The organism is Spirosoma profusum (assembly GCF_014699005.1).
Lineage (GTDB): Bacteria > Bacteroidota > Bacteroidia > Cytophagales > Spirosomataceae > Spirosoma > Spirosoma profusum.
This window is the reverse complement of sequence record NZ_JACWZY010000002.1, coordinates 358,782-380,542: the sequence shown is the minus strand read 5'-3', so window position 1 is coordinate 380,542 and position 21,761 is coordinate 358,782. Positions and strand designations below refer to the sequence as shown.

Here is a 21,761-nt window from a genome sequence, read left to right as displayed (position 1 = left end):
GAGCACAGAATCTTATGAAAATTTGGCACGGTATTAGTAAGTTTGATTGAGTATTAGCAAATACCAGTCCAACCCAAAGATCGATTTCAATAGTCGAATTCATGTCTAAAAAAAGAAAAGGTCCGCCTGCTCCTGTTGCCTCTACCCCAGTTGTTAAACAAACTAAATCGCAACCCAACGTTGAGCATCATCAGCCTGTTAAGCCACCCAAACCTGTTGTTTCAGAAGTTGAGTCGACTGAGCGGCCTTTTGAGCTAATTCGGTTCGACAAGCGGGTAAAATGGTTTCTGGGCATTTGTATTGGGCTATTTATCTTACTGACGCTGGCAAAGATTAATTACTCGTCGATAGGCATGTGGAATACCGTTATTCCCGACGGTTCCGATGCACGACGGGGCATTATTTCAGGCACACCTAAACCGATACGTATGGATGAATGGGCTATTCTGGCTCCGTTCATGCTTTCGCAGGCGCATCAGGGTTTCCCGCTGGAAAATCCTGCCATTGGGGGAGAGAAGGTGGCCCTGGTCGGTTATTTCCCTATCAATCACTTTGTTTCGTTTTTCCGCCCCGATTACTGGGGATTCTATCTATTCGACGTTGAACATGGGTTTGCCTGGCGCTGGAATTTCATTCTGTGCTTTGGGCTGATTTCGGTAATGTTAGCGTTCATGCTCCTTACCCGGAATCAGTTCTGGCTATCGGTGCTGGGGGCCGTCTGGTTGGTTTTTTCGCCGGGTTTGGCGTGGTGGTCTTTTTTCCTACTGACCAGTATCCTCTCAGGATTCGGTATGCTGGTAGCATCGGCGTACATGTTCTTTTCAAACCGAACCCGTACCCTACTCATTGCAGGAGTTGTATTTTTCTGGTGCTTTGCTACGTTCGCCCTGACCCTTTATCCGCCCTATCAGGTACCGCTAGGCTATTTGCTTCTGTTCCTACTGGTCGGTTATACCTGGCGGTATTACGATAAACAATTAATCTTCGACAAGATATGGATTAAGCTGGGCGTATTTGCGGTGGCTTTCGCCGTGATGGGCGTAATTTTTTACCAGTATTATTTAGACGCGAAATCGACCATCGACGTTATGTCGAATACGGTTTATCCTGGCAAACGTAGTGAAGTTGGGGGCACAGGTTTTATTGCCAACTGGTTCTCTGAGTACTACGCTGGCTGGCTACTTAACGACCAGAAATTCCCGAAAAGCTGGCTCAATATCTGCGAGTTATCGCACTTTATCACCTTTACGCCCGTCATCACTGTTTGTACGCTTATCTACTTCACCCGCACCCGGAAAGTCGATCCGCTGTTGGCCATCATTCTGGCATACGTACTGATTCTGCTGGTCTGGATGGAAGTAGGTTTCCCGGCGTTTCTGGCCAAAGCAACCCTGCTCGATGTTAGCCCAACCCGCCGTACGCAGATACCGTTTGGCATTGGCAACGTAGTGCTGGCTGTGTTATTTATGGGCTATATCCAGGATAAGAAACTCAAGGTGAGCGGGTCTGTGGCGGCTCTGTTGTCGGTTGGCGTAGTGGGCTTTATGATCTACGCGGCCTGGTTGAATCTGAACGATGCAGAGGGGATTTATAAAGCGTATCAGCTATTTCTGCCGACGCTGTTCTTCATGGCGCTCAATTTCCTGTTACTTCCCGTTGTCAATTTCCGTCATAAAGAACTAGCCGTTGTGGGGGCTGTTGTCTTTTTTACGCTACCCAATTTGAAAATCAATCCGGTTGGGAAAGGCATGGCACCCATTACTGAAAATGCGTTATATCAAAAAGTGCGGGAACTACATCTTCAGGAGCCGAAAGCTCGCTGGGTGGTGTTGGGGAATCAGTACATCACTTACCTAGTGACGGCTACGGGAGTGAACCAATTGAGTGGCGTAAAAAATCAGCCCGATTTTAAAACCATGCATGTGCTGGACCCAACCGCCAAACGTGACTCGGCCTATAACCGATACGCTCACGCCATTTACAATAGCTATATCGATCCGGCCCACCCTGACTCGGTGGTTATTTACAGCGGATTTGAAGATGGTTATCAGGTGGCACTTGATCCCTGCTCTCCAAAACTTCGGAAGCTCAACGTGCGCTATATTCTGTTCGACCGAACACCGCAACCGGTTGAAATTCGTTGTATGAAACAAGTGGCCAAATTAGGTAATCTTGAAATTTACCGAACCAATGACTGACAAGGTATTCATTCTGATTCCCTCCTTTAATGAAGGAAAGGTCATTCGCCAGACTATCCGGTCGCTAGGCGATCAGTACCACATTGTACTCATTGATGACGCATCGACCGACGAAACGGCTAATGCTGTGCGGGATCTGCCCGTTTATTACCTGCGTCACGATATCAATCTGGGCCAGGGAGCTGCTCTCCAGACGGGTATGGATTTCGCGCTTCAGCAGGGAGCCGATATTGTCGTTCATTTTGATGCCGACGGGCAGCACAATCCGGCTGATATCGATCAGTTTATCCACGTACTGAAGACGCAAAAAGTCGACGTAGTACTGGGCTCTCGTTTCATGCGGGAGGACGACTTGCAGGCTATACCACGACTACGCCGATTGTTACTCCGGGTAGCCAGACTTGTGAACGGCCTGCTGACGGGCTTATGGCTATCGGATGCCCACAATGGCTTTCGGGTTATGAACCGTCAGGCACTCCGGGCTATTCAGTTGAAAGAAAATCGGATGGCCCACGCGACTGAAATACTGATGCACATCCGGCGCAAAAAATTGCATTTCATCGAGCACCCAACCCACATTATTTACTCCGAATATTCGCAGGTAAAAGGCCAACGGTGGCAGGGAGCTATTGATATCCTGATTGACGTATTTATTAATAAATATTTCCGCTAATGACGGCTGATATTCAATTTACACTAACACCCATTCAGCTATTATTATCCGCTTTATTGCTGGTAGTAGCGGTTGCTTCACTACGTCTGTTTCGCAACCGGTTGCTGTATCGCCTATTCTTTATCGGAATTGTGTTCACGGGTATTCTGTTCGTGGCCGTACCTATTCTGCCCGTTTATCTGGCAACAAAACTGGGGGTAGGCCGAGGAGTTGACCTGGTGTTTTACCTGCTGTTTACTGGTTTTCTCCTGCTCATCGCCGTCTTATACCGTCGGTTACTTCAGCATGATACCATGTTGACGCAAATAATCCGGCAAAACGCTATCAAGCATCATCGCTCACCAGGCACAGTCAAAAAAACAGAGGTTTAGGCACTGAAATCACCTACAGCCGACTTTTGACGTATACATCGCCAAAGAGCGTTTGCTCAAATTTCGGAGAGTTAATGAGATTCGTAAACTCAGCGTATGAAATGAACTCAGGTAGTGCCAATTGCATACTTTCGCCGGGCGAATAATTGAATCGTACATCAGCCGCGAGTGAATTAAGCAGGTCAATAACGGCAACGAGGTTACTCTTGGCTTCCGGCACGGCATATTCGAGTGAAAGCATTGGAATTGGCTGCGTTAGCCCCCGCAACACCTGTAATTCAAATCCTTCTACATCTATTTTACAAAAAGTCGGCACTCCATAGCTGGCTATCAAATCATCGAGTGTCGTAACTGGTACCATAATGGTTTCATTCCAGCTATAGTCAGCGAATCGGTCCTGAACGGCATCAATCCACTCTTCCGAAAAACTCGACAACGTACTGTTTGTACTGATGTGGATGGGCAATTCTCCTTCCGTTGCTCCTAATCCTTTGGCTACCAGTTCAATTTGATTGCCAAACCGCTTTTTTAGGGCCTCAACACAACTGGGCTGCGGTTCTATAGCAACAACGCGGGCTTTAAGCCCCAGAAAAATAGCCGTTCGATTACCAATATTAGCCCCTACGTCGAAACATAAATCGCCGGGTTTAATCAATGTTTTATAAAAATTTTTACGACGGCTGGCCATCATTCGATCATAGAATTTATGCCAGTAAGGAGCTAATAATTGCCGAATCATGCTTGTAAAAGGGTTTATTTATACTGTAATCCAGTGTGGAGGAACAACCGAAGGATAACTTGACTTATCAGCGGCAAACCAGCGTTGAGGAGCTACAACAATCCGCTCGGACTGCCCATTTAGCCACGCGCCCCACCAGCTAAACGAACTGTTAGCAACAATGGCGTTTCGGCATAAGCTCATTAAATACATATCCTGCCAGCTGTCAGCGCCTTTATTGTGCTCAATAAACGTAGCAGGGCTGAGTAATGCGCCTAGCTCCCGTTTGACCCACGTCTGATCGTCGGAAAAAACGAAAAAATGAGTATCTGCAGCTCTCTCGCGAACGTACCTAACCGCCTGTTGGTAGTACGCTTCTCCGCAAACACCATGATGCTGATTTGTGATGGCATTCGTTACGTAATCACCCCGGCGAATATGAACGAACGTAGCATTTGGGTGTGTCCGAATCGAGTCGGCAACGGCTAACGTAGCATCAGAAGGACGCTTCTGAAAGCGTAATTGCGTCCGCAACGCTTCGGACTCAGATTTGAAATAATCTTCTGATTGCCAATAGCCAACGCATAACACATCCTTCGTTCGTGCGCTTACTTTGGCTAACGTAGCAGGCTCCGACTCACGTAGCAGAACCACCTGGTGACCAGATAGCAACGTTCGGCTCAGGGACAGTAACGTATCACTCCACGATGCTTCAGCATTGGTTATGCCAAACACATCAAGTTCATACTGACGGGGTGTATAATTTCGGAGACGGGCCAAAGTTTGACTTTCCAGCATGTGCCGCTCCAGCCGGAGTTCGGTTTGGAGTTGCCGGGCCATGCGAAAGCCAAAAGCGTACTGAAATAGCTGATTCCCTAATCCGCCCGCAAGCACAGAAATGACCATAACGTAGTAGCTGTGGGTGAACGGTCGGCTTATTTACGTTCGGCCAGGAAATTGACCGTAACGAATATTTCGAGGAATTCAGAATAAGCATCGATACGTCGCAGACCATTTCCAACGATCCGATATAACGTATAATTCGGTGAGAGCAGCCGCCAGAAATCGCGGAAATACGTTCGCGAATCGATACTGGTTCCACCAAATTCAAACTGGATAAACCGAATACGTTGCTCATCGATCATTTGACGAGCGCCTTTTAAAACGGCTAATTCGTGGCCTTCTACGTCGATTTTCAATAAATCGATTTGTCGAATATTTTGGGCAGCAGAAAACTCATCTACAGTGCTGAAAACTGCCACTTCGTTCTGGGCAAATGATACGTTGATGTGCTGTAAATCCCGCTGATATACAGAGGTCATGCCTGATTGCGCGGCATCGGTATACAGAGCCAGCTCGCCTGCCTGATCACTTAAACCAAGATTATGTTTCTTAACGTTGGGTTCGGGTACGTTCGTTTTCAGGGTCTGATACGTTGCTTGCGAAGGCTCAAAACAATGAATCATTGCCCGATTGCCCAATCCGTTCAGCACCATACGCGCATAACTACCCACATTGGCGCCCACATCGAAAACGACAACCGGTTCGGGCTGGTCAGCGGTTTTCCGGGCAACGTATTGAATTACGTTTTTCTCCCCGCTATCATCCGTAAACGACCCTCCGCCATAATTCATGGCATAAATTGTAAACAAATACAGTTTTTCATAGAAGGGCTGAAGCCATGTCATTCGGATAGGAGCCAGCAGCCACTGTAAGAATCGCTTCATCGCTTAATCGGTTCGTCGGGTCATTTCAAAAATACCACAGCCATATTCGCATCCAAAATTGGTCAGCGCATCGGCGGAATGTACATCAACATCTTCTCTAAATTGCTCATTGTCATCAATGTACGAAAACCGGTCAATCGTATAATGAGGCTCAAACAAGCGAATGAGGTAATTGACAGAGAACACGCGGTGGGCATTATACACAATACCCTGAGGGCCGATGGGCGACGAAAAATAGAACGTACCACCCGGTTTAATAATCTGGCGAATATTGTCTAACGCTTTAATATGCCCATCAACGTCAATTGGATCGCCGTAGCGGCCCAGCCCAAAGTGCTCAATGGCGTGCAGGGCTGAGATAGAGTCCGTTGAATGGATCAGATCCGGTGGCAAATTCATTAAATCAGCCTGCCGAAAACTTACGTTTGGAATGGAACGGGACAACGGGCGAATATCAATAATTTCCACGGATCGATATGAAGCCACGTGCCCAACAAAGCCGTCGATACGCGAGCCAATATCCATGTGCCTGACGGGATTATTTTTGAAGATGCGCTGTGCTACGTATAGATCCTGCAAAAAATAATGCTTTACCAATTCTCCACTTTCTGCGTATCGGTCAAAAATGGCCGGGTAATAACTTCGAATCGGAAAGTCAGAATGCCCGTTTAACTGTTTTTTAAGCGTAAAATAGTCACTAATGTAAGCGGGAGTTGCTTTCATCCCCCCCCAAACCATTTGAGAGCCGAGTTTAAGAATGCGTCCAATCATGGTCGATTATGCATTGATTAGCTGACGGGCTTTGTTCATTATTTTGAGCAGCATACGTTCCGGGAACAAGTTAATTACCTGTGTGATAGCTGCTATTTTCAGTCGGTGAATCCAGGGAGCCGAGTAACCAAATTCCCGAACAAAAGCTTGTTTTATCATTACGTTACTGCTCCATTTGGCCCTCAGATTCGTAAATACAGTATTGGTCGTATGGATACGGTAGGCGGTCAGGGCTTCGGGTAGGTTGTGCATCCGATAGCCCGTATGTATGAGCCGAAACAAACTGTAATAATCATTGAAATGAGGAAACTTAATTTGATACATATCCTCTTTCAGGATATTACGGAACATGACGGCCGGGTTCGCAATCGGAAACTTAAGGTAAAACTGGCTATAAATCTCCTCATGTGTAACCGGATAGTCGCGCTTACCAGTAACTTGCCCGGTCTCGTCGATAAGTATAAGCTGACTACCCACCAGAAATACATCTGGATTGGAAATCAGATAATTAACTTGTTTAATCAGTCGATCTGGCATTGCTACGTCATCCGCATCTAGTTTAGCAATAAACGCTCCTTTTGCCTGACGGGCTGCTACGTTACTGGCTACTTCGCCCCCATATCCAAACGGTTTTGGTTCATGAAGTAGCCGAATCCGGCTATCGACCCGGGCAAATCTGGCTAACAGATCAGGTGTGCTATCAGTTGATCCATTGTCAAGAATCAGTAACTCGAAATTCGAATACTGTTGCGTCAAAATACTCTCTATGGCTTCGGTAAGGTACCGTTCACCGTTATAAACCGGCATAACCACCGACACTAAAGGTACATTATTTTGATGCATCAAAGTAGGGCTGGCAATTATCGGGCCACAATAATACGGAAGTTTGCACCTTCTCCCGTAAATTTGGGTTTCCATCCAAACGAACACGCGGGTTTCCCAGGCATGAAATTAACGCTTCAGCAGACAGATCTTTTTGAAGACCGTCACCACGGTCAAACCGACGCGGCTCAGGCCGACATGCTCAAAACAGTAGGGGTCGAGTCCATCGACCAGCTTATCGAGCAAACCATTCCACAAGCCATTCGACTCGAAAAATCGCTTGATTTACCGGCTCCCAAATCAGAAATGCAGTTTCTGACGGATTTTAAAAAACTGGCGGGCCAGAATAAAGTGTTTAAATCTTACATCGGCGCCGGTTACTACGACACAATTACGCCGAACGTTATCCTACGTAACATTCTGGAAAATCCGGCCTGGTACACGGCTTATACGCCCTATCAGGCAGAAATTGCGCAGGGACGTCTCGAAGCGCTGCTGAATTTTCAGACGGTTGTATCTGACCTGACAGGAATGGATCTGGCCAATGCGTCGCTGCTTGACGAAGCGACCGCAGCCGCCGAAGCCATGCACATGCTCTACGCGCTACGTCCGGCCGCGAAGAAAAATGCGGCTACGTTCTTTGTATCGGAACGCTGCCATCCGCAAACCATCGACGTAGTAATTACGCGAGCGATTCCACTGGATATCAACGTAGTGGTTGGCGATCACCAGAGCGCCGACCTGACGAACGAGGGCATTTTTGGTTTGCTGTTGCAATACCCGGCATCGGATGGGGCTGTATTTGATTATACCGACCTGATTGCTGCGGCTCATGACCTGAACATCAACGTAGCAGTAGCCGCTGATTTGTTGGCGCTGACACTGCTGACATCGCCCGGTGAGATGGGTGCCGACGTAGTGGTGGGTTCGTCGCAGCGTTTTGGCGTTCCGATGGGCTATGGCGGTCCACATGCTGGTTTTTTTGCTACCCGCGACGCGTTCAAACGGCAGATTCCCGGCCGAATTATTGGTGTATCGCAGGATGCCGAAGGCAAACCTGCGCTACGTATGGCGCTCCAAACTCGCGAACAGCACATTCGTCGGGAGAAGGCCACGTCGAACATTTGCACGGCGCAGGTTTTATTAGCCGTTATGGCGAGTAGTTATGCCGTTTATCATGGCCCAAAACGACTCCGCGCTATCGCCGAACAGGTCCACGCGCTTACCAAAGCATTCGCCACCGCACTACGTTGGAGTGCCTATGAAGTGAGCACGGAACAGTATTTCGATACCATTACGGTTCGGATTAATGATATAGAATCGTTGAAAAAATCGGCGAAGGCAGCTCAGATAAACCTGCGTTATTTGCCTGACGACGAACACGTCAGCATATCGTTCGATGAAGCAAAGACGCTTCACGATGTAACCGAATTATTGACGGTCTTTGGCGTGAAAGCTGATATGGATGCCGTGCTGAATAGCCTCGAAATCGACTGGCCGGAAGTTCTCGTTCGGCAATCTGACTACCTGACACATCCAGTCTTTAATACGCACCATACGGAGCATGAAATGCTACGTTATCTTAAATCGCTCGAAGAAAAAGACCTCTCGCTGGTACATTCGATGATTTCGCTGGGTAGTTGTACCATGAAGCTCAACGCCACGGCCGAAATGATTCCCGTTACGTGGCCGGAGTTTGGCAAACTGCATCCGTTTGCACCTAAAGATCAGACGCTTGGCTATCAACAGTTATTCAGTGATTTGAACAACTGGCTTTGCGAAATTACGGGCTTCGCGGCTATGTCGCTGCAACCCAATTCGGGCGCTCAGGGCGAATACGCTGGGCTAATGGTGATTCGGGCGTATCACGAAAGCCGGGGCGACACCCACCGGAACGTATCACTAATTCCGCAATCGGCGCACGGGACCAACCCGGCCAGTGCTGTAATGGCGGGCATGAAAGTCGTGATTGTGAAGTGTGACGAGCGGGGCAATATCGACGTAGCAGACCTGAAAGCCAAAGCTGAACAATACAGCAACGATCTGTCGTGCCTGATGGTCACTTACCCATCTACCCACGGCGTGTATGAAGAAAGTATCAAGGAAATCTGCGCGACCATTCACGAACATGGCGGTCAGGTGTATATGGACGGTGCTAACATGAACGCGCAGGTTGGCCTAACGTCACCCGCTTCGATTGGCGCCGATGTGTGTCACCTGAATCTTCACAAAACGTTCTGTATTCCTCACGGTGGCGGTGGTCCGGGTATGGGCCCGATTGGCGTGGCTTCTCAACTGGTTCCGTTTTTACCGACGCAGGTTCCCGCCATTCAGAAAGCGAATCCGACTTCATCGGCCGAAGGTACAAGTTTGCTTATTTCAGCGGCTCCATATGGTTCGGCCAGCATTCTGACCATTTCGTATGCCTACATCGCGATGATGGGCGGAGAAGGTCTGACGAACGCCACGAAACGCGCTATTCTAAATGCGAACTACATCAAAGCGCGGCTCGAAGGTCATTTCGATACGTTGTACACCGGCACCAACGGTCGTTGTGCGCATGAAATGATTGTCGATTGTCGCCCTTTCAAGCTGTCGACGGGTGTTGAAGTTGAGGACATCGCCAAACGGCTAATGGACTACGGTTTCCATGCGCCAACGGTTTCGTTTCCGGTAGCTGGTACGTTAATGATCGAGCCAACGGAGTCCGAATCCAAAGCCGAACTCGACCGTTTCTGCGAGGCTATGATTTCGATACGTAACGAAATTCGCGAAATCGAAAATGGTGCAGCTGATCGTGCCAGCAACGTACTGAAACACGCTCCGCACACGGCGACGGTTGTTATCAACGATGAGTGGAATCGCCCATACAGCCGCGAAAAAGCTGCTTATCCGCTACCGCAGGTTCGCGCCCGTAAATTCTGGCCAAGTGTGAGCCGCGTCGATTCGGCTTACGGCGACCGAAATCTGGTTTGTGCCTGCGTTCCCGTAGAAGCTTACGCCGAAGAAGCCAGCGAAGTAGCACAATAAAATAGCTTAACGTAACGTGGCCCGACTAGTTCGCTAATCGGGCCACGTTACGTTATAAACCGCTCAATATTTAGGGGATTCTATTCGTTAAAAGTAATAGCCGCTCAAATTTGCATTATCTTGAGCGTGGAATTACTCTCTGCTCAATTATCTCTATGAAAATCAATACGTTGTCGGTGCTACTGGTGGCGTTGAGTCTGGCCTTCGGACTAGGAGGCTGTAATTCGGCCATGCAGGCGTATAAAAAAGGCGTCCGTCATTTCGACGCTGGTGAATATAATCTTGCCCTTACTCAATTCCAGAAAGCGAATACTGGTACCATCGACCAGGCCCGACTTAATTACTATGTAGCAGAATCCTACCGTCTTTCGAATCGGTTTGGTGAAGCTGCTCCATTCTATCAAAAAGCCATCGAGGCTAAGACCACCGAATCAGACGCCCATCTGAACTATGCCTATGCGTTGAAGTCGACGGGCAATTACGGGGCTGCGCTGGAACAATTGCAGCTATACGTTGCCAATGCGCCAAAAACCACCGCGAAACCTACGCTCGATAAAGCCAAACGCGAGGTAGAAACGTTGAAAGCTATCGACATTATCTCGAAAAATAAGTTGCTCATTACGTTAAAAAACATGGGCAATCTGAACTCGACTGGTGCCGAATTTGCCCCGGTAGTACGTGGGGAAGAGCTGGTATTCACGGCTTCGCGGAAGGAGCAGATGTATAAGAATAACGGCCTGCCGATGTTGGGGCTATACAGAACCAAGCTGAACCAGAATCCCGACGAAACAGGCACAACCCCTGCTCCTGAGCCATTCAGCAATAACGTATTTCAGGGTGATGTGAACGAAGGAACACCGGCTTTCTCGAAAGATGGCAAAACGATGGTTTTTGCGCGGGGAAACAACGGTAAACGGAAAGGCGGCCTCGATGTAGACCTATACATCAGCCGATTGGGCGATGGAAACGCCTGGAGCCAGCCGCTACGTCTGCCTATCAGCGACTCGACCGCCTGGGATGGCTCTCCGGCCTTTTCGGGTGATGGCAAAACGCTGTATTTTGCCTCAAACCGCGCTGGTGGTGCTGGTGGAATTGATCTGTACCGCACGAGTATCGACGCTTCGGGCCGGTTTAGCCGTCCGGTTAATATGGGTCGCGATATCAATACGCCGGGTGATGAAATGTTTCCGTACGTAGCACCAAACGCAAAGCTGTACTTTGCTTCGGATGGGCATCCTGGCTTGGGGAAACTAGATGTTTTTGTGGCGACACGTTCGGGCGGTGTTACGCGGATTGAAAACATGGGCCAGCCCATTAACTCCGCTTCTGATGATTTCGGCCTGGTTTATACTGACCCAAACAAGGGCTTTTTGGCATCGAACCGTCCCGGTGGCAAAGGCGACGATGATATCTATTATTTTCAGGAAGGTTTAACCCCCGAAACCCCAACAGTTGCTCAGAACACCCCCGACGCACCGAAAACGGTACGTTACTTTCTTGCTGGAACGGTTTCGGCCAATGAAACGCCCGTAACTCCACTCGATTCGGCCCAGGTACGTATCCTGGACGATGCCACGGGTCAGCCAATTGCCGAAGTCGTAACCGGCCAGCCCGGTACGTTTGGTAAATATCCGCTTGTGGAGGGTAAAGATTATACGATTCTGGCCATACGGAAAGGCTATTTAACTCGCCGGGAAGCGTTTACGATGCAGGGAAAAAGTATTCCGCAGATTTTCCTGACCAAACCACAAACAGATACGACCTTCACCGTAGACATTCTTCTTGACAAGGCGACGCTCAACAAAACGTTCGTGCTCGAGAATATTTATTACGACCTGGATAAATACAATATCCGCCCGGATGCGGCTCTTGAACTCGACAAACTAGTTGCGATTCTACAGGACAATCCGACGTTGAAAATCGAACTTGGTTCGCACACGGATACGCGGGCCAGCGATGCGTATAACCAGAAATTATCACAGAATCGGGCTAAATCAGCCGTTGAATATATCGTTTCGAAGGGAATTGCCGCCGAACGAATGACGTACAAAGGTTATGGAGAATCGGTATTGATTGTAAAAAGCGCCAAAACCGAAGAAGAACACCAGCGCAATCGACGTACTGAATTTAAAATTCTGGAACTGTAACAAGCGCTTAAAACATTCTTAAACCCCATTGGTTGATAGGCTTATCAATCAATGGGGTTTGTTGTATGCAACAGGATAAGCTCAGACAGTTTCTGGTCGTAATCAGCGTCATAGCAATGATTACGATGAATTATCTGTCGAATGCAGGTGTATTTGGCAGCAAAACGAACGGTGATATTTCGGATAAGTATCACACACTAATTACACCGGCCGGTTACGCATTTTCTATCTGGGGACTTATCTTTCTGGGTCTGCTGGCGTTTGCTGTATACCAGGCTCTACCATCCCAGCGAACCAATCCGCATTTCCGATTAGTTGGCTGGTGGGTTGTGTTAAATACCACCTGCAATGCCATCTGGAGCCCACTTTTCAACAACGAACGTATCGGTCTGGCATTGATCGTTATTTTGGTGATGCTGTTTTCAGCAGCCATTATTGAGCAATACCTGCTGGCCAGTCAAGACGTACCACTCGTTCCTGTCGACCCCGACGCTACGTTGCCCGAAACAACCGCATCCTCCAGCGAAACCTTATTAGCACGAATACCCTTTTCTATCTACTTCGGCTGGCTGACGGTAGCTACTATTCTGAACGTAGCAGTTTATCTGAAAGCCTCTGATTTTACACTGATGGGATTGAGTGAACCGACCTGGGCACTAGCCATACTAATCGTCGGATTAGTTGTCGGTGCGGTAATTTTTAATCGGTTTCGGTCGATTGCTTTTATGCTGGTCTTCACGTGGGCCTATGTCGCGATTGCTTTGGAGCAACAGCTTAATAAGCCAATTCTGTGGACCGCTTTTGCCGGTGCAATCATCGCGATTGGGTTAGCCGTTGGAAGCCTCAAAAGAGCTGTCGCCTAATTCCAGGTTGGTTGGCTGACATCAGCGTAACCTGAATGAGTAGTGCCATATTAAACCAGACCAATCTGAATCTCCGTTACGCAATTCTCCTGATCCTCAAGATCAACCGTAGTGTACACCTCACGAACGTAGCCATTGTTCTGATAACCATTCCGATAAAATTGAGAAAATAGTACGTCGTACACACCAAGCAAGTCGCCCCACGGGCCAGTGTACGAGTAGGTCGCGCAACGAAAGGAGGGAAACGTTTTGTAGGGAAATTTGGCAGATGGCTCACCAGCCTGGGCGATAGGTAAAGCAATCTCTAACTGAAATTCGTTGGTTTCGTCGCCATTCACGCCCGTATAAATCCACTGAACCGGGCCTGCTACGTTCAAATTGAGCCGATTGGCTTCGCGATAAAGGTTTTCTGCAACACTGGGTGCGTATTGCGCTAGCGTACGTAACGTAGCACGTGTCGTAAATGTGAGCGCCGTGAAGAGAACGGTTTCCTGGATGGATAAAGCATTTTCTGGAATCGACAGTTGCGTTGTCATGTTGGTTGGGGATTAATGAATAACCAACACAAAGGTCAACCAACGTAGTGACAGCGGTATGTCAGCAGCAAAACGGTTACTGGTAAATTTTCCCGGCAATCCGAACCGATACGGGCGAACCGTCGGCATAAAAAACAGAGACAGGCGGTTTTGTCAAAAAGGGAACAAAAGCATCACCATACAATTCCGCTACGTCGGCATCCATAAACGCATCACGAACCTCAGCAATTTGCCAGCTAATATGCTCAACCTGATACTCATGCGTAGCCGTTTCGCTTAGTTTATTATATCCCCAATAGTGTTCAAAAATGAATGCCTCAGCGCCATCTGATGGCATGGCCTGCAACGTAGTGCGAACGGTACCGCCTAACGCATTCCAGCGGCCTTTGTGCTTCCATTCGTAACGTATCAGCTTACTATCAGAGTCAGTATCTTTAATCGTATGACGCATCGGCATTGAGCTATAGCGTTCGTGGTATAATACGTTGGCAACGGTGGCAATAATCGGTCGGGGAACAATCTCGCTGATGAAAACAACGCCCCGTTTCCATTGCTGCCCATCGAAACGACGAACGTAGAAGCGTAGGTTGACTTCTTCAAAATTGACATGCCACGGCCATCGAACGCCCAGCACTTTCGTATTAAGAAACCGAAACCCAACCATGCTAACCAACGCTTTCCCCTCCCACAAGTCGAGCTCTATGCCGGGTGGCAAATGAGGTATCAATACGTCGCTCGGCACCTCATAATTGAGCATGATCAGATTACGCCATTCTGCACTCAGAAACGTTCGCTTTTCCATGCTACAATTTATGGCAGTTCGTGTATAAAAAGTGAAGGCTACAGCCCAAAATAGACTGTAGCCCTCTATAATATAGATATTCCTTTGAAGAGAATGACTATTTGTTAATAATTACCCGTTTTGATACGTCGAAGCCGGCCGAGCGAACTCTAACCAGATAAATTCCTGGTGCTACGCTTGTCAGATCAAGTGCTTTACGTTCATCGAGTAAAGGAACCTGACTGGAGAACATCCGCTGACCGGTAAGCGAGAAAACGTCAATATCCGCATTTCTAAGGTTTTCGACCGTTTCAACGATAACTGTTCCATCTGTAGATGGATTTGGATAAACGCTCAATCCACCATTCGATTTATCGAATGCGAACGGTTTAGGTGTGCTATAGGGCGAATAACAGGTGATGTTGGCTCCGTTGACGATGGCAAAAGTTGTCTTGGCTCGAGCCGAATAACTGGCCGCTACGACCACCTTTATCTCTGAGCTGGAAGTCGGAAGCAATTCCGTATTCCGCTCGCTTATCCGACGCCAATCAAAGGCATCAGATATCCCTCCGCTAGGGGTAGGCAATATCGCTTTGATGGTGTATACACCTACCTGTTCAACACTCGGTGTTGGCACTTTAGGCTGCACAGTCAGGTTGATAGTAGCCGTTTGAGCTGATTTACAACCATATACGTTGACAGCCTGTAATGTATACGTACCTGCTTTACTAAGAGTGAACGTTTTAGCAGTTGTTGTAACTCCGCTTGCACTCCATATGCCCGTACTGTTGGCTAACGTATTGATTGTAAGCGCTACTGATGAATCTGAGCAAACCTGTTGCTGGTTACTGGCAACCTGACCCGGCTGACTAGCCAACGAAATAGTTGGGGTCGAAGGCAACGTATTGGTTTGTATGTCGATAGCTGGCGAAAGGTACGTATTACCAATCCGGTCTTTGAGCACCGCCCGATAAAGGCCCGGCTGTGTTACCGTAATCGATTGGGTAGCCGCCCCTGAGTTCCAGGCATATGATCGATAAAGATTAGGCAAACTCAATGTCAGATTTCCATTGGCGGCACACGTAACGGTAATGGTAGGCTGAGGCAATGGCGGCAACGGGCGCGAACTTGTGAAGAAAATACTATTCAGACTTTCAAACCACGCCTGACCCAGTTGTTTCAGACCGTCGCCCCCAAAATGGACTTGTCCTTCGAAACGGGGTACCTGAATATTATCCGTCAATGGGCCGGCAAATACGTTGTTATTATACGTGCTGATAACGTCGTTCTGAGCCTGAAGAATCTCCTGACTTACCTGACCTGAATTGTAAGAAGATCTGGCCAGTACCCAGGCCGGATACCGCTCCGTATCGGCGCGGGTTTTATTAACTAAATATTGCATGTCCTCCCGGTAGGCTTCGCGGCTTGAATGCAACGGAACGTTATCATTTTCGCCCTGCTGCCATAAAACAGCGCGCAAACCCAGAATGGAGCAGTAGTAACGTAGTGAAATAACCAGGTTGGCATAGGGCATACCAGCCGGAAAATTCTCATTAGGCGTGCCTATTGCGAAAATGTTTTTAGCAAGTTTTCCATCGGCACTTTCCCGCCAGTTTTTAATGACAGTTCCCTGCCAGGCGGTGTTAATGAAAAGAACTGGCACGTTGAATTGTTGAGCGATCTTATCACCCAGAACGCCCCAGCACCATGCACTCTGCCCACGTGGGCCAATAAACGAATTGGCGCTTAATTGCTCGAACGTAGGCGCAGGAGGATCGGCGGTTGAATTGGCCGTAATGTTGTTATACGTAACACAGTTGACTCGGTCGTCTGCCGCGCCCACTGCCCCAAAATCCTGAAAACCCTGCGCATTAGACTGGCCAGTAATGATAAAAACTTCACCGACTCCTATTTTACGGACAACGTCACTACTAACAACCTTTCCGCTCACAAAACCCTGAACTTCAACCCGATACCAACCACCTTTTACCCGTAGCGAGCCCTGAAAAATACCGCCTTGTGGATTTCGCTGAATCGTTACCCAGTTGGTGTTTGTCCCCTGACCGTCCACTTCTGCCTGTACACGAGCCTGAACACTATCGACAGGCTGGTAGATCGTACCGGACAGATAGAACGTACCAGTATTATCATTTTCACGCTGAAAAATAGCCCTGCTTTCGGGAAACGTGATTTTAAGTACCTGACTACTGGTTTGGGCTACGGCAGGCGGCAGACTGGTAATTACCAATCCAATCACGACAAGACGTAACAGAAGATAATGGTTGTTCATCGGTTATAATTAATCCCACGTTTGCCCTTCGGTGCCGAATTAACGAGCAGGTAATTGCAAAAATCGGGCCTTTCTTTCGATGGGGTTTCTGAATTTCAGCCGATTTCCCGGTAAAATGCAACTCTGCTGATTATTCTCTTGAGTAAACGGTCAATACGGGGTTAATATTACAATCCGAGTATAATTCGCTTCGAAACGTCGAAACTCCCCGCTTGTACACGTAGTATGTAGGGACCCGCAGGCCAGCCCGTAAGGACTAATTGCTTACGCTCGTCAAATACGCCAACTGTAGTTGTTAGAATGGGTTGACCAGCTAACGAATAGATTGTCAGGATTGCATTGGTCAGATTAGCCTGGGTTTCTACGAACACAATTTTATCCGGATTTGGATTCGGATAAATGCTCAATCCTTTATTGTTTACATCAATAGTAAATGAAAGTGGATTTGACGCAACCGAAAAACAGGTCAAACTCTGCGAATATACAATAGATGACTTCGCCGTGTACGTTCCAGGCTCGTTCGCTTTGATGATGGGGGCGTTTAATGCTAACGAATCCGCGCCCCGGAACCAGCGAAACTGGGTTCCGTTGGCCGAACTAACTGCTTCTAGTGTATACGTACCAATCGCTCTAACGGTCGGCGCTGGCGGTAGTGGCATTAAAACCACCGTGGTTGAGCCAGGCTGTGCCGAAATACAACCGTTCACATCCCGAACTCTTGCCGAATACGTACCGGCAGCGCTCCTGATAATACTTTTGGTCGAATCGCCGGTATTCCAGAAAACAGTATAAGGTCCATCTACACGTAACGTTACCTTATCACCTTCACAAATGATCGGTGATGGGTTGGCAATGATCGATGGTGCAGGCGGTAATGGATTCGCTTTGACGGCAATAACTGTAGAATAAGGCGACAAACAGCCATTCTGGTCCTGCGACTGAACGGCATAATTTCCTGACGCACTAACCGTAATGGATTTATCCTGTTGCCCACTTGACCAAAGTACGCTAAACGAACTAGTAGCCGTAAGCGTTACACGCCCCCCTTCGCAGAACGTAGTAGCTCCCCCCGCCGAAACAGTTGGTATAGCTGGTAGGGGATTAACTTTTACCGTAACAATGTCGGATGGCACAGACGAACAATTGAACTGGTTTCGGGTACGAACTGTATAATCACCCGATTGGTTGATCGTCAGGCTTTGGGTCGTCTGACCACTGCTCCACAGATAGGCCGTGTTTTGCGGAGCGGTCAACGTAACGTTTCGGTCGGCGCAGAACGTAGTAGGTCCGTTGGCCGTAACGGTTGGTTTTACCGGAATAGGGTTTACGGTAATGGCAACTGTATTCGACTGGGCCGATGTACAGCCGTTCTGGTCGGTTACGGTCAGAAAATAAGAACCATTCGCCCCTACGCTGATGGTTTTAGCTTTTTGCCCATCGTTCCAGTTATATGTTACGTTATCACTGCTGGCACGTAACGTAGTGGTTTCACCCTGGCATAATGTAGCGGTTTTTTCATTCGTAACGGTAGGCGTAGCTGGCAACGGATTTACCCGAACATTCACTACGTTCGAATTGAAATCACAACCACTTATATCGCGGTACCGAACGTAGTACGCACCCGCCGTCGTTGTAGAGAAGGTTCGGGTATTGGCTACGGTTGCGTTATTTTGTTGTTGATCCAACCACGTTACGTTTTCATAATTGCTGGTCAGTGCCAGGCTGCTGCCTACACAAACCGATGGGATTCCATTATTAACAACACCGGCTGTGGGAGCATCGCTGATCTTAACATGCCCGCTGAAGAACGTATTGCCCAGTGCATCCTTAATTTTAGCTCGGTACGTGCCTGCCCCTTTCGTGATGCTACTGCCCGTTTCACCTGATTCCCACTGAACATTGGGGTAATTACCATTGACAGTCAGTGTCAGCGTATTGTTGGCACCACAGGTTACTCCTATTGTAGGAGTTGGAGCAGGGGCTATAGTCGTTGATTGTTGGAAAAAATTATCGGTTAAACTCGCATTCCAGGCACCAGCTACTTCAATGAGACCTTCATTATCGAAGTGTAATCCTTCTGTTGCTGCGCCCATAGGTGGCCGAGCACGGGGCACCTGTATGCCATCGGTATTAGGTCCTGGAAATACATTGGCTGTGTTATTAATGACCAGGTTTTGTGCCTGAAGAATATTAGCGTCCGATTTACCTATATCATCCCCGTAGCTAGCCCGTGCCACGACCCAAGACATATTTTGGTTGTAATCCCGTCGTGAAATAGAAATAAGTGTCTGCAAGTCATTGACATACGAAATTGTTTCGGTATCAATTAGGTTGTCGGCCTCGCCCTGGTGCCAGAGAACAGCACGAAGCCCAAGCATATTAGCATAAAATTGCAGTGCAAGCTTAAGATTGATATAGGGTTGACGGGGTGGATAAGGGTCGCCATTGTAGACACTGAAAGCCGTACCACCCTCTGGCGCACTTTCACGCCAGTTTCTGACTGGGGTACCCTCATAAGCGGCATTAAAGAACATAATTGGTACTTTCAACCGCTTGACTAGTAAGTCCCCTAACTGACCCCAGCACCAACTGCCAATTCCTCTGGGAGCAATAGCAAAATTTTCAGTATTATCTAAGAGGGTAAAAACTGGTGTAGGAGGCTCATTAGGATAACTAATTTTCGGATATGCATAGTTTACGCAGTTTACCAGATCGTTTTTCGGATTGGGGGCTTGCTGGTGAACGCCCTGTGCATTCGATTGACCGGCAATAATAAACACTTCGCCAATGCCGACCCGCTCAACAGTCACTACGTTGCCTGTCTGTTGTTCGCCAATCATGGCTCTCACTTCCAGATTATACCAACCACCAAAACCGGCAATATCGCCAGCGAACACGCCACCAGTGGGTGCATTTTGGATAGTGCGCCATTCGGTCGTTACACCCATAGTCTCCCGCGCAATTAATCGGGCTTCGATACGTGTAATACCTGCCGTTGTGTAATAGCCAGTGATTCGAAATGTTGCCTGATTCGCCTTATCACGCTGAAAAACGGCTCGTGTCGTCGGAAAGGAGACTTGAAGCTGAGCCATGGCAAAAACAGGTAGCAATAGAAAAAATGCAGTACGAGCAGCTACAGAAAAATAGTTCATAATAGTTTAATGCGCAACCAACCGATCCCTTCGATCATTGACAAACAAGTTTGGGCAAAGTTAGACTGGCTCGGTTGCGGTGAGCAGTTGCCAGATACTATCTTTTAATTCATTCAAACCCCGCTGACTAACTGATGAAATAAAGACAACAGGTACTTTCTGTGGTAATTCTTTTTTAAGTTGAGTTAACGTATCATCATCAACCAAATCTGTTTTGGTAATGGCCAGCAACCTGCCTTTGTCCATCAATTCAGGATTAAAAGCCCGTAGCTCGCTCAACAACGTATTATACTCCTGCCGGATATTTTCAGACGTAGCAGGAATCAGAAATAACAGAACAGAATTTCGCTCAATATGCCTCAAAAACCGTAGGCCAAGTCCTTTCCCTTGCGAAGCCCCTTCGATGATACCCGGAATGTCGGCCACCACGAACGATTTGAAGTCTCTATAAGCAACGACTCCTAAATTAGGTACAAGGGTTGTAAACGGGTAATCAGCAATTTCAGGACGAGCCGCTGACATAACCGATAGAAGTGTCGATTTTCCTGCATTCGGAAAACCAACCAGTCCGACATCAGCCAATAATTTTAGCTCTAATATAATCCATTCTTCCAGACCTGGTTCACCTGGTTGCGCGTAATGGGGCGCTTGCTGAGTCGATGTTTTAAAATGATCGTTACCTAATCCTCCCCGGCCTCCGGGCAATAAAATAACTTCCTGCTCGTGTTCAGTAATTTCAGCCAATTGCTCTCCCGAATCTGGATTCCGGGCAATGGTGCCCAGCGGTACGTCCAGAATTACGTCTTCACCCTGGGCTCCACTACGTCGTCCGCCTTCGCCGGGAACTCCGTTTTCGGCTTTTACGTGCTTGCGGTATTTTAAATGCAGAAGTGTCCAGAGTTGAGCATTGCCACGTAAAATAATATGTCCTCCCCGTCCTCCATCACCTCCATCGGGACCGCCCTTAGGCGTATGTTTTTCCCGCCGGAAATGAAGTGAACCAGCACCACCCGCGCCTGAACGACAATTTATTTTTACGTAATCAATAAAATTAGATGAAGCCATATAAATGTCACCTTATTTCTGACTATCAATTTTTTCACAGATAGCTAGAAATATATCGTCAATCGTACCAATACCATCAATCCCTACAAATTTACCTTGTTGACTGTAATAATCAGCAACAGGCATAGTATCCTTATTATAAACACTTACTCTCCGGCGTGCCGTCGTCTCATCTTTATCATCGGGTCGGCCCGAAGTTTCGCCCCGTTTTAGCAAACGCCGAATCAATTCTTCATCATCTACAATCAAAGCAATCATGATTGTAATTGGAGTTTGATAATGACTTAACAGACTGTCAAGTGCTTCGGCCTGCAAAACAGTTCGAGGAAATCCATCAAATATAAAGCCTGGGGCTGATTGATTTTCACGTAATTTACTTTCAATCATACCAATCACTACTTCGTCAGGCACTAATAAGCCCTGATCCATTAACTGCTTAGCACGTAAACCCAGCTCGGTTCCGGCCGCAATTTGGGAGCGTAATAAATCGCCGGTCGATAAATGGACTAGATTGTATTTATGAATTAGCTTTTCGCTTTGGGTACCTTTTCCGGCTCCAGGAGGGCCAAATAGTACAAGGTTAAGCATAGAGTTTTGGCGGTAGTGTCGTTAAGTCA

At 47.8% G+C, this 21,761-nt stretch carries 17 protein-coding genes; 6 read left to right on the top strand and 11 right to left on the bottom strand.

Annotation, left to right across the window (positions count from 1 at the left end; translation table 11 throughout):
- Positions 1-101: 101 nt before the first annotated feature.
- Genes IC229_RS03905 through IC229_RS03895 form a run of 3 tightly spaced genes read left to right on the top strand, consistent with a single transcriptional unit; the run spans position 102 to position 3,242 of the window.
- The gene (locus IC229_RS03905; RefSeq protein ID WP_190885612.1) at positions 102-2,198 is read left to right on the top strand and encodes a DUF7657 domain-containing protein; all 2,097 of its coding nucleotides are present in this window, start codon (positions 102-104) and stop codon (positions 2,196-2,198) included.
- On the top strand, positions 2,191-2,871 hold the full coding sequence (locus tag IC229_RS03900; RefSeq protein WP_190885611.1) for a glycosyltransferase family 2 protein: 681 nt from the start codon (positions 2,191-2,193) through the stop codon (positions 2,869-2,871). Before IC229_RS03905 ends, IC229_RS03900 begins: the two co-directional genes overlap by 8 nt.
- Positions 2,871-3,242, top strand: coding sequence for a DUF2304 domain-containing protein (locus tag IC229_RS03895; protein WP_190885610.1), 372 nt, complete (start codon positions 2,871-2,873; stop codon positions 3,240-3,242). Before IC229_RS03900 ends, IC229_RS03895 begins: the two co-directional genes overlap by 1 nt.
- Before the next feature lie 13 nt (positions 3,243-3,255).
- On the opposite strand, the gene IC229_RS03890 is transcribed toward IC229_RS03895, so the two are convergent.
- From IC229_RS03890 to IC229_RS03870, 5 genes are read right to left on the bottom strand one after another with little or no spacing between them, the layout of a single operon-like run.
- Entirely contained in the window at positions 3,256-3,981 is a 726-nt protein-coding gene (locus IC229_RS03890; protein ID WP_190885609.1) for an FkbM family methyltransferase, read from the bottom strand.
- A gap of 18 nt (positions 3,982-3,999) precedes the next feature.
- Complete coding sequence (locus IC229_RS03885) at positions 4,000-4,866, bottom strand: alpha-1,2-fucosyltransferase (protein WP_190885608.1); 867 nt, start codon at positions 4,864-4,866, stop codon at positions 4,000-4,002.
- 29 nt (positions 4,867-4,895) lie between these two features.
- Complete coding sequence (locus IC229_RS03880) at positions 4,896-5,687, bottom strand: FkbM family methyltransferase (RefSeq protein ID WP_190885607.1); 792 nt, start codon at positions 5,685-5,687, stop codon at positions 4,896-4,898.
- A gap of 3 nt (positions 5,688-5,690) precedes the next feature.
- Complete coding sequence (locus IC229_RS03875) at positions 5,691-6,458, bottom strand: DUF268 domain-containing protein (protein ID WP_190885606.1); 768 nt, start codon at positions 6,456-6,458, stop codon at positions 5,691-5,693.
- Between the two features lie 6 nt (positions 6,459-6,464).
- The gene (locus tag IC229_RS03870; RefSeq protein ID WP_190885605.1) at positions 6,465-7,301 is read right to left on the bottom strand and encodes a glycosyltransferase family 2 protein; all 837 of its coding nucleotides are present in this window, start codon (positions 7,299-7,301) and stop codon (positions 6,465-6,467) included.
- 102 nt (positions 7,302-7,403) lie between these two features.
- Here IC229_RS03870 and gcvP point away from each other — a divergent pair, with 102 nt between their 5' ends.
- The 3 genes from gcvP (at position 7,404) to IC229_RS03855 (ending at position 13,320) form a co-directional block, all read left to right on the top strand.
- Positions 7,404-10,310 carry an aminomethyl-transferring glycine dehydrogenase gene (gene gcvP, locus IC229_RS03865; protein ID WP_190885604.1) on the top strand — a complete coding sequence of 969 codons (2,907 nt, stop codon included), beginning with the start codon at positions 7,404-7,406 and terminating at the stop codon, positions 10,308-10,310.
- A 155-nt stretch (positions 10,311-10,465) separates the two neighbouring features.
- Positions 10,466-12,457, top strand: a complete 1,992-nt coding sequence (locus IC229_RS03860) for an OmpA family protein (protein WP_190885603.1) — start codon at positions 10,466-10,468, stop codon at positions 12,455-12,457.
- A gap of 65 nt (positions 12,458-12,522) precedes the next feature.
- Positions 12,523-13,320, top strand: coding sequence for a TspO/MBR family protein (locus IC229_RS03855; RefSeq protein ID WP_190885602.1), 798 nt, complete (start codon positions 12,523-12,525; stop codon positions 13,318-13,320).
- A 50-nt stretch (positions 13,321-13,370) separates the two neighbouring features.
- Here the strand turns inward: IC229_RS03855 and IC229_RS03850 are convergent, their stop codons facing one another.
- The 6 genes from IC229_RS03850 to IC229_RS03825 form a co-directional block, all read right to left on the bottom strand.
- Positions 13,371-13,856: a GyrI-like domain-containing protein gene (locus IC229_RS03850; protein ID WP_190885601.1), complete on the bottom strand. Its 486-nt coding sequence runs from the start codon at positions 13,854-13,856 to the stop codon at positions 13,371-13,373.
- 76 nt (positions 13,857-13,932) lie between these two features.
- Positions 13,933-14,658 carry a YqjF family protein gene (locus IC229_RS03845; protein ID WP_190885600.1) on the bottom strand — a complete coding sequence of 242 codons (726 nt, stop codon included), beginning with the start codon at positions 14,656-14,658 and terminating at the stop codon, positions 13,933-13,935.
- 97 nt (positions 14,659-14,755) lie between these two features.
- Positions 14,756-16,927 carry a T9SS type A sorting domain-containing protein gene (locus IC229_RS03840; protein WP_190885599.1) on the bottom strand — a complete coding sequence of 724 codons (2,172 nt, stop codon included), beginning with the start codon at positions 16,925-16,927 and terminating at the stop codon, positions 14,756-14,758.
- A gap of 167 nt (positions 16,928-17,094) precedes the next feature.
- Entirely contained in the window at positions 17,095-20,079 is a 2,985-nt protein-coding gene (locus IC229_RS03835) for an Ig-like domain-containing protein (protein WP_190885598.1), read from the bottom strand.
- Between the two features lie 60 nt (positions 20,080-20,139).
- The gene (obgE, locus tag IC229_RS03830) at positions 20,140-21,144 is read right to left on the bottom strand and encodes a GTPase ObgE (RefSeq protein ID WP_190885597.1); all 1,005 of its coding nucleotides are present in this window, start codon (positions 21,142-21,144) and stop codon (positions 20,140-20,142) included.
- Between the two features lie 12 nt (positions 21,145-21,156).
- Positions 21,157-21,732, bottom strand: coding sequence for an adenylate kinase (locus IC229_RS03825; RefSeq protein ID WP_190885596.1), 576 nt, complete (start codon positions 21,730-21,732; stop codon positions 21,157-21,159).
- Positions 21,733-21,761 lie beyond the last annotated feature (29 nt).

Excerpts from the sequence above, each read along its gene's own strand:
- IC229_RS03835 (WP_190885598.1), bottom strand. The coding sequence starts at position 20,079 with ATGAACTATTTTTCTGTAGCTGCTCGTACTGCATTTTTTCTATTGCTA.
- IC229_RS03885 (WP_190885608.1), bottom strand. The coding sequence starts at position 4,866 with ATGGTCATTTCTGTGCTTGCGGGCGGATTAGGGAATCAGCTATTTCAG.
- IC229_RS03890 (WP_190885609.1), bottom strand. The coding sequence starts at position 3,981 with ATGATTCGGCAATTATTAGCTCCTTACTGGCATAAATTCTATGATCGA.
- IC229_RS03845 (WP_190885600.1), bottom strand. The coding sequence starts at position 14,658 with ATGGAAAAGCGAACGTTTCTGAGTGCAGAATGGCGTAATCTGATCATG.
- IC229_RS03875 (WP_190885606.1), bottom strand. The coding sequence starts at position 6,458 with ATGATTGGACGCATTCTTAAACTCGGCTCTCAAATGGTTTGGGGGGGG.
- IC229_RS03825 (WP_190885596.1), bottom strand. The coding sequence starts at position 21,732 with ATGCTTAACCTTGTACTATTTGGCCCTCCTGGAGCCGGAAAAGGTACC.
- IC229_RS03840 (WP_190885599.1), bottom strand. The coding sequence starts at position 16,927 with ATGAACAACCATTATCTTCTGTTACGTCTTGTCGTGATTGGATTGGTA.
- IC229_RS03900 (WP_190885611.1), top strand. The coding sequence starts at position 2,191 with ATGACTGACAAGGTATTCATTCTGATTCCCTCCTTTAATGAAGGAAAG.
- IC229_RS03855 (WP_190885602.1), top strand. The coding sequence starts at position 12,523 with ATGCAACAGGATAAGCTCAGACAGTTTCTGGTCGTAATCAGCGTCATA.
- gcvP (WP_190885604.1), top strand. The coding sequence starts at position 7,404 with ATGAAATTAACGCTTCAGCAGACAGATCTTTTTGAAGACCGTCACCAC.
- IC229_RS03860 (WP_190885603.1), top strand. The coding sequence starts at position 10,466 with ATGAAAATCAATACGTTGTCGGTGCTACTGGTGGCGTTGAGTCTGGCC.
- IC229_RS03850 (WP_190885601.1), bottom strand. The coding sequence starts at position 13,856 with ATGACAACGCAACTGTCGATTCCAGAAAATGCTTTATCCATCCAGGAA.
- obgE (WP_190885597.1), bottom strand. The coding sequence starts at position 21,144 with ATGGCTTCATCTAATTTTATTGATTACGTAAAAATAAATTGTCGTTCA.
- IC229_RS03895 (WP_190885610.1), top strand. The coding sequence starts at position 2,871 with ATGACGGCTGATATTCAATTTACACTAACACCCATTCAGCTATTATTA.
- IC229_RS03880 (WP_190885607.1), bottom strand. The coding sequence starts at position 5,687 with ATGAAGCGATTCTTACAGTGGCTGCTGGCTCCTATCCGAATGACATGG.
- IC229_RS03905 (WP_190885612.1), top strand. The coding sequence starts at position 102 with ATGTCTAAAAAAAGAAAAGGTCCGCCTGCTCCTGTTGCCTCTACCCCA.
- IC229_RS03870 (WP_190885605.1), bottom strand. The coding sequence starts at position 7,301 with ATGCATCAAAATAATGTACCTTTAGTGTCGGTGGTTATGCCGGTTTAT.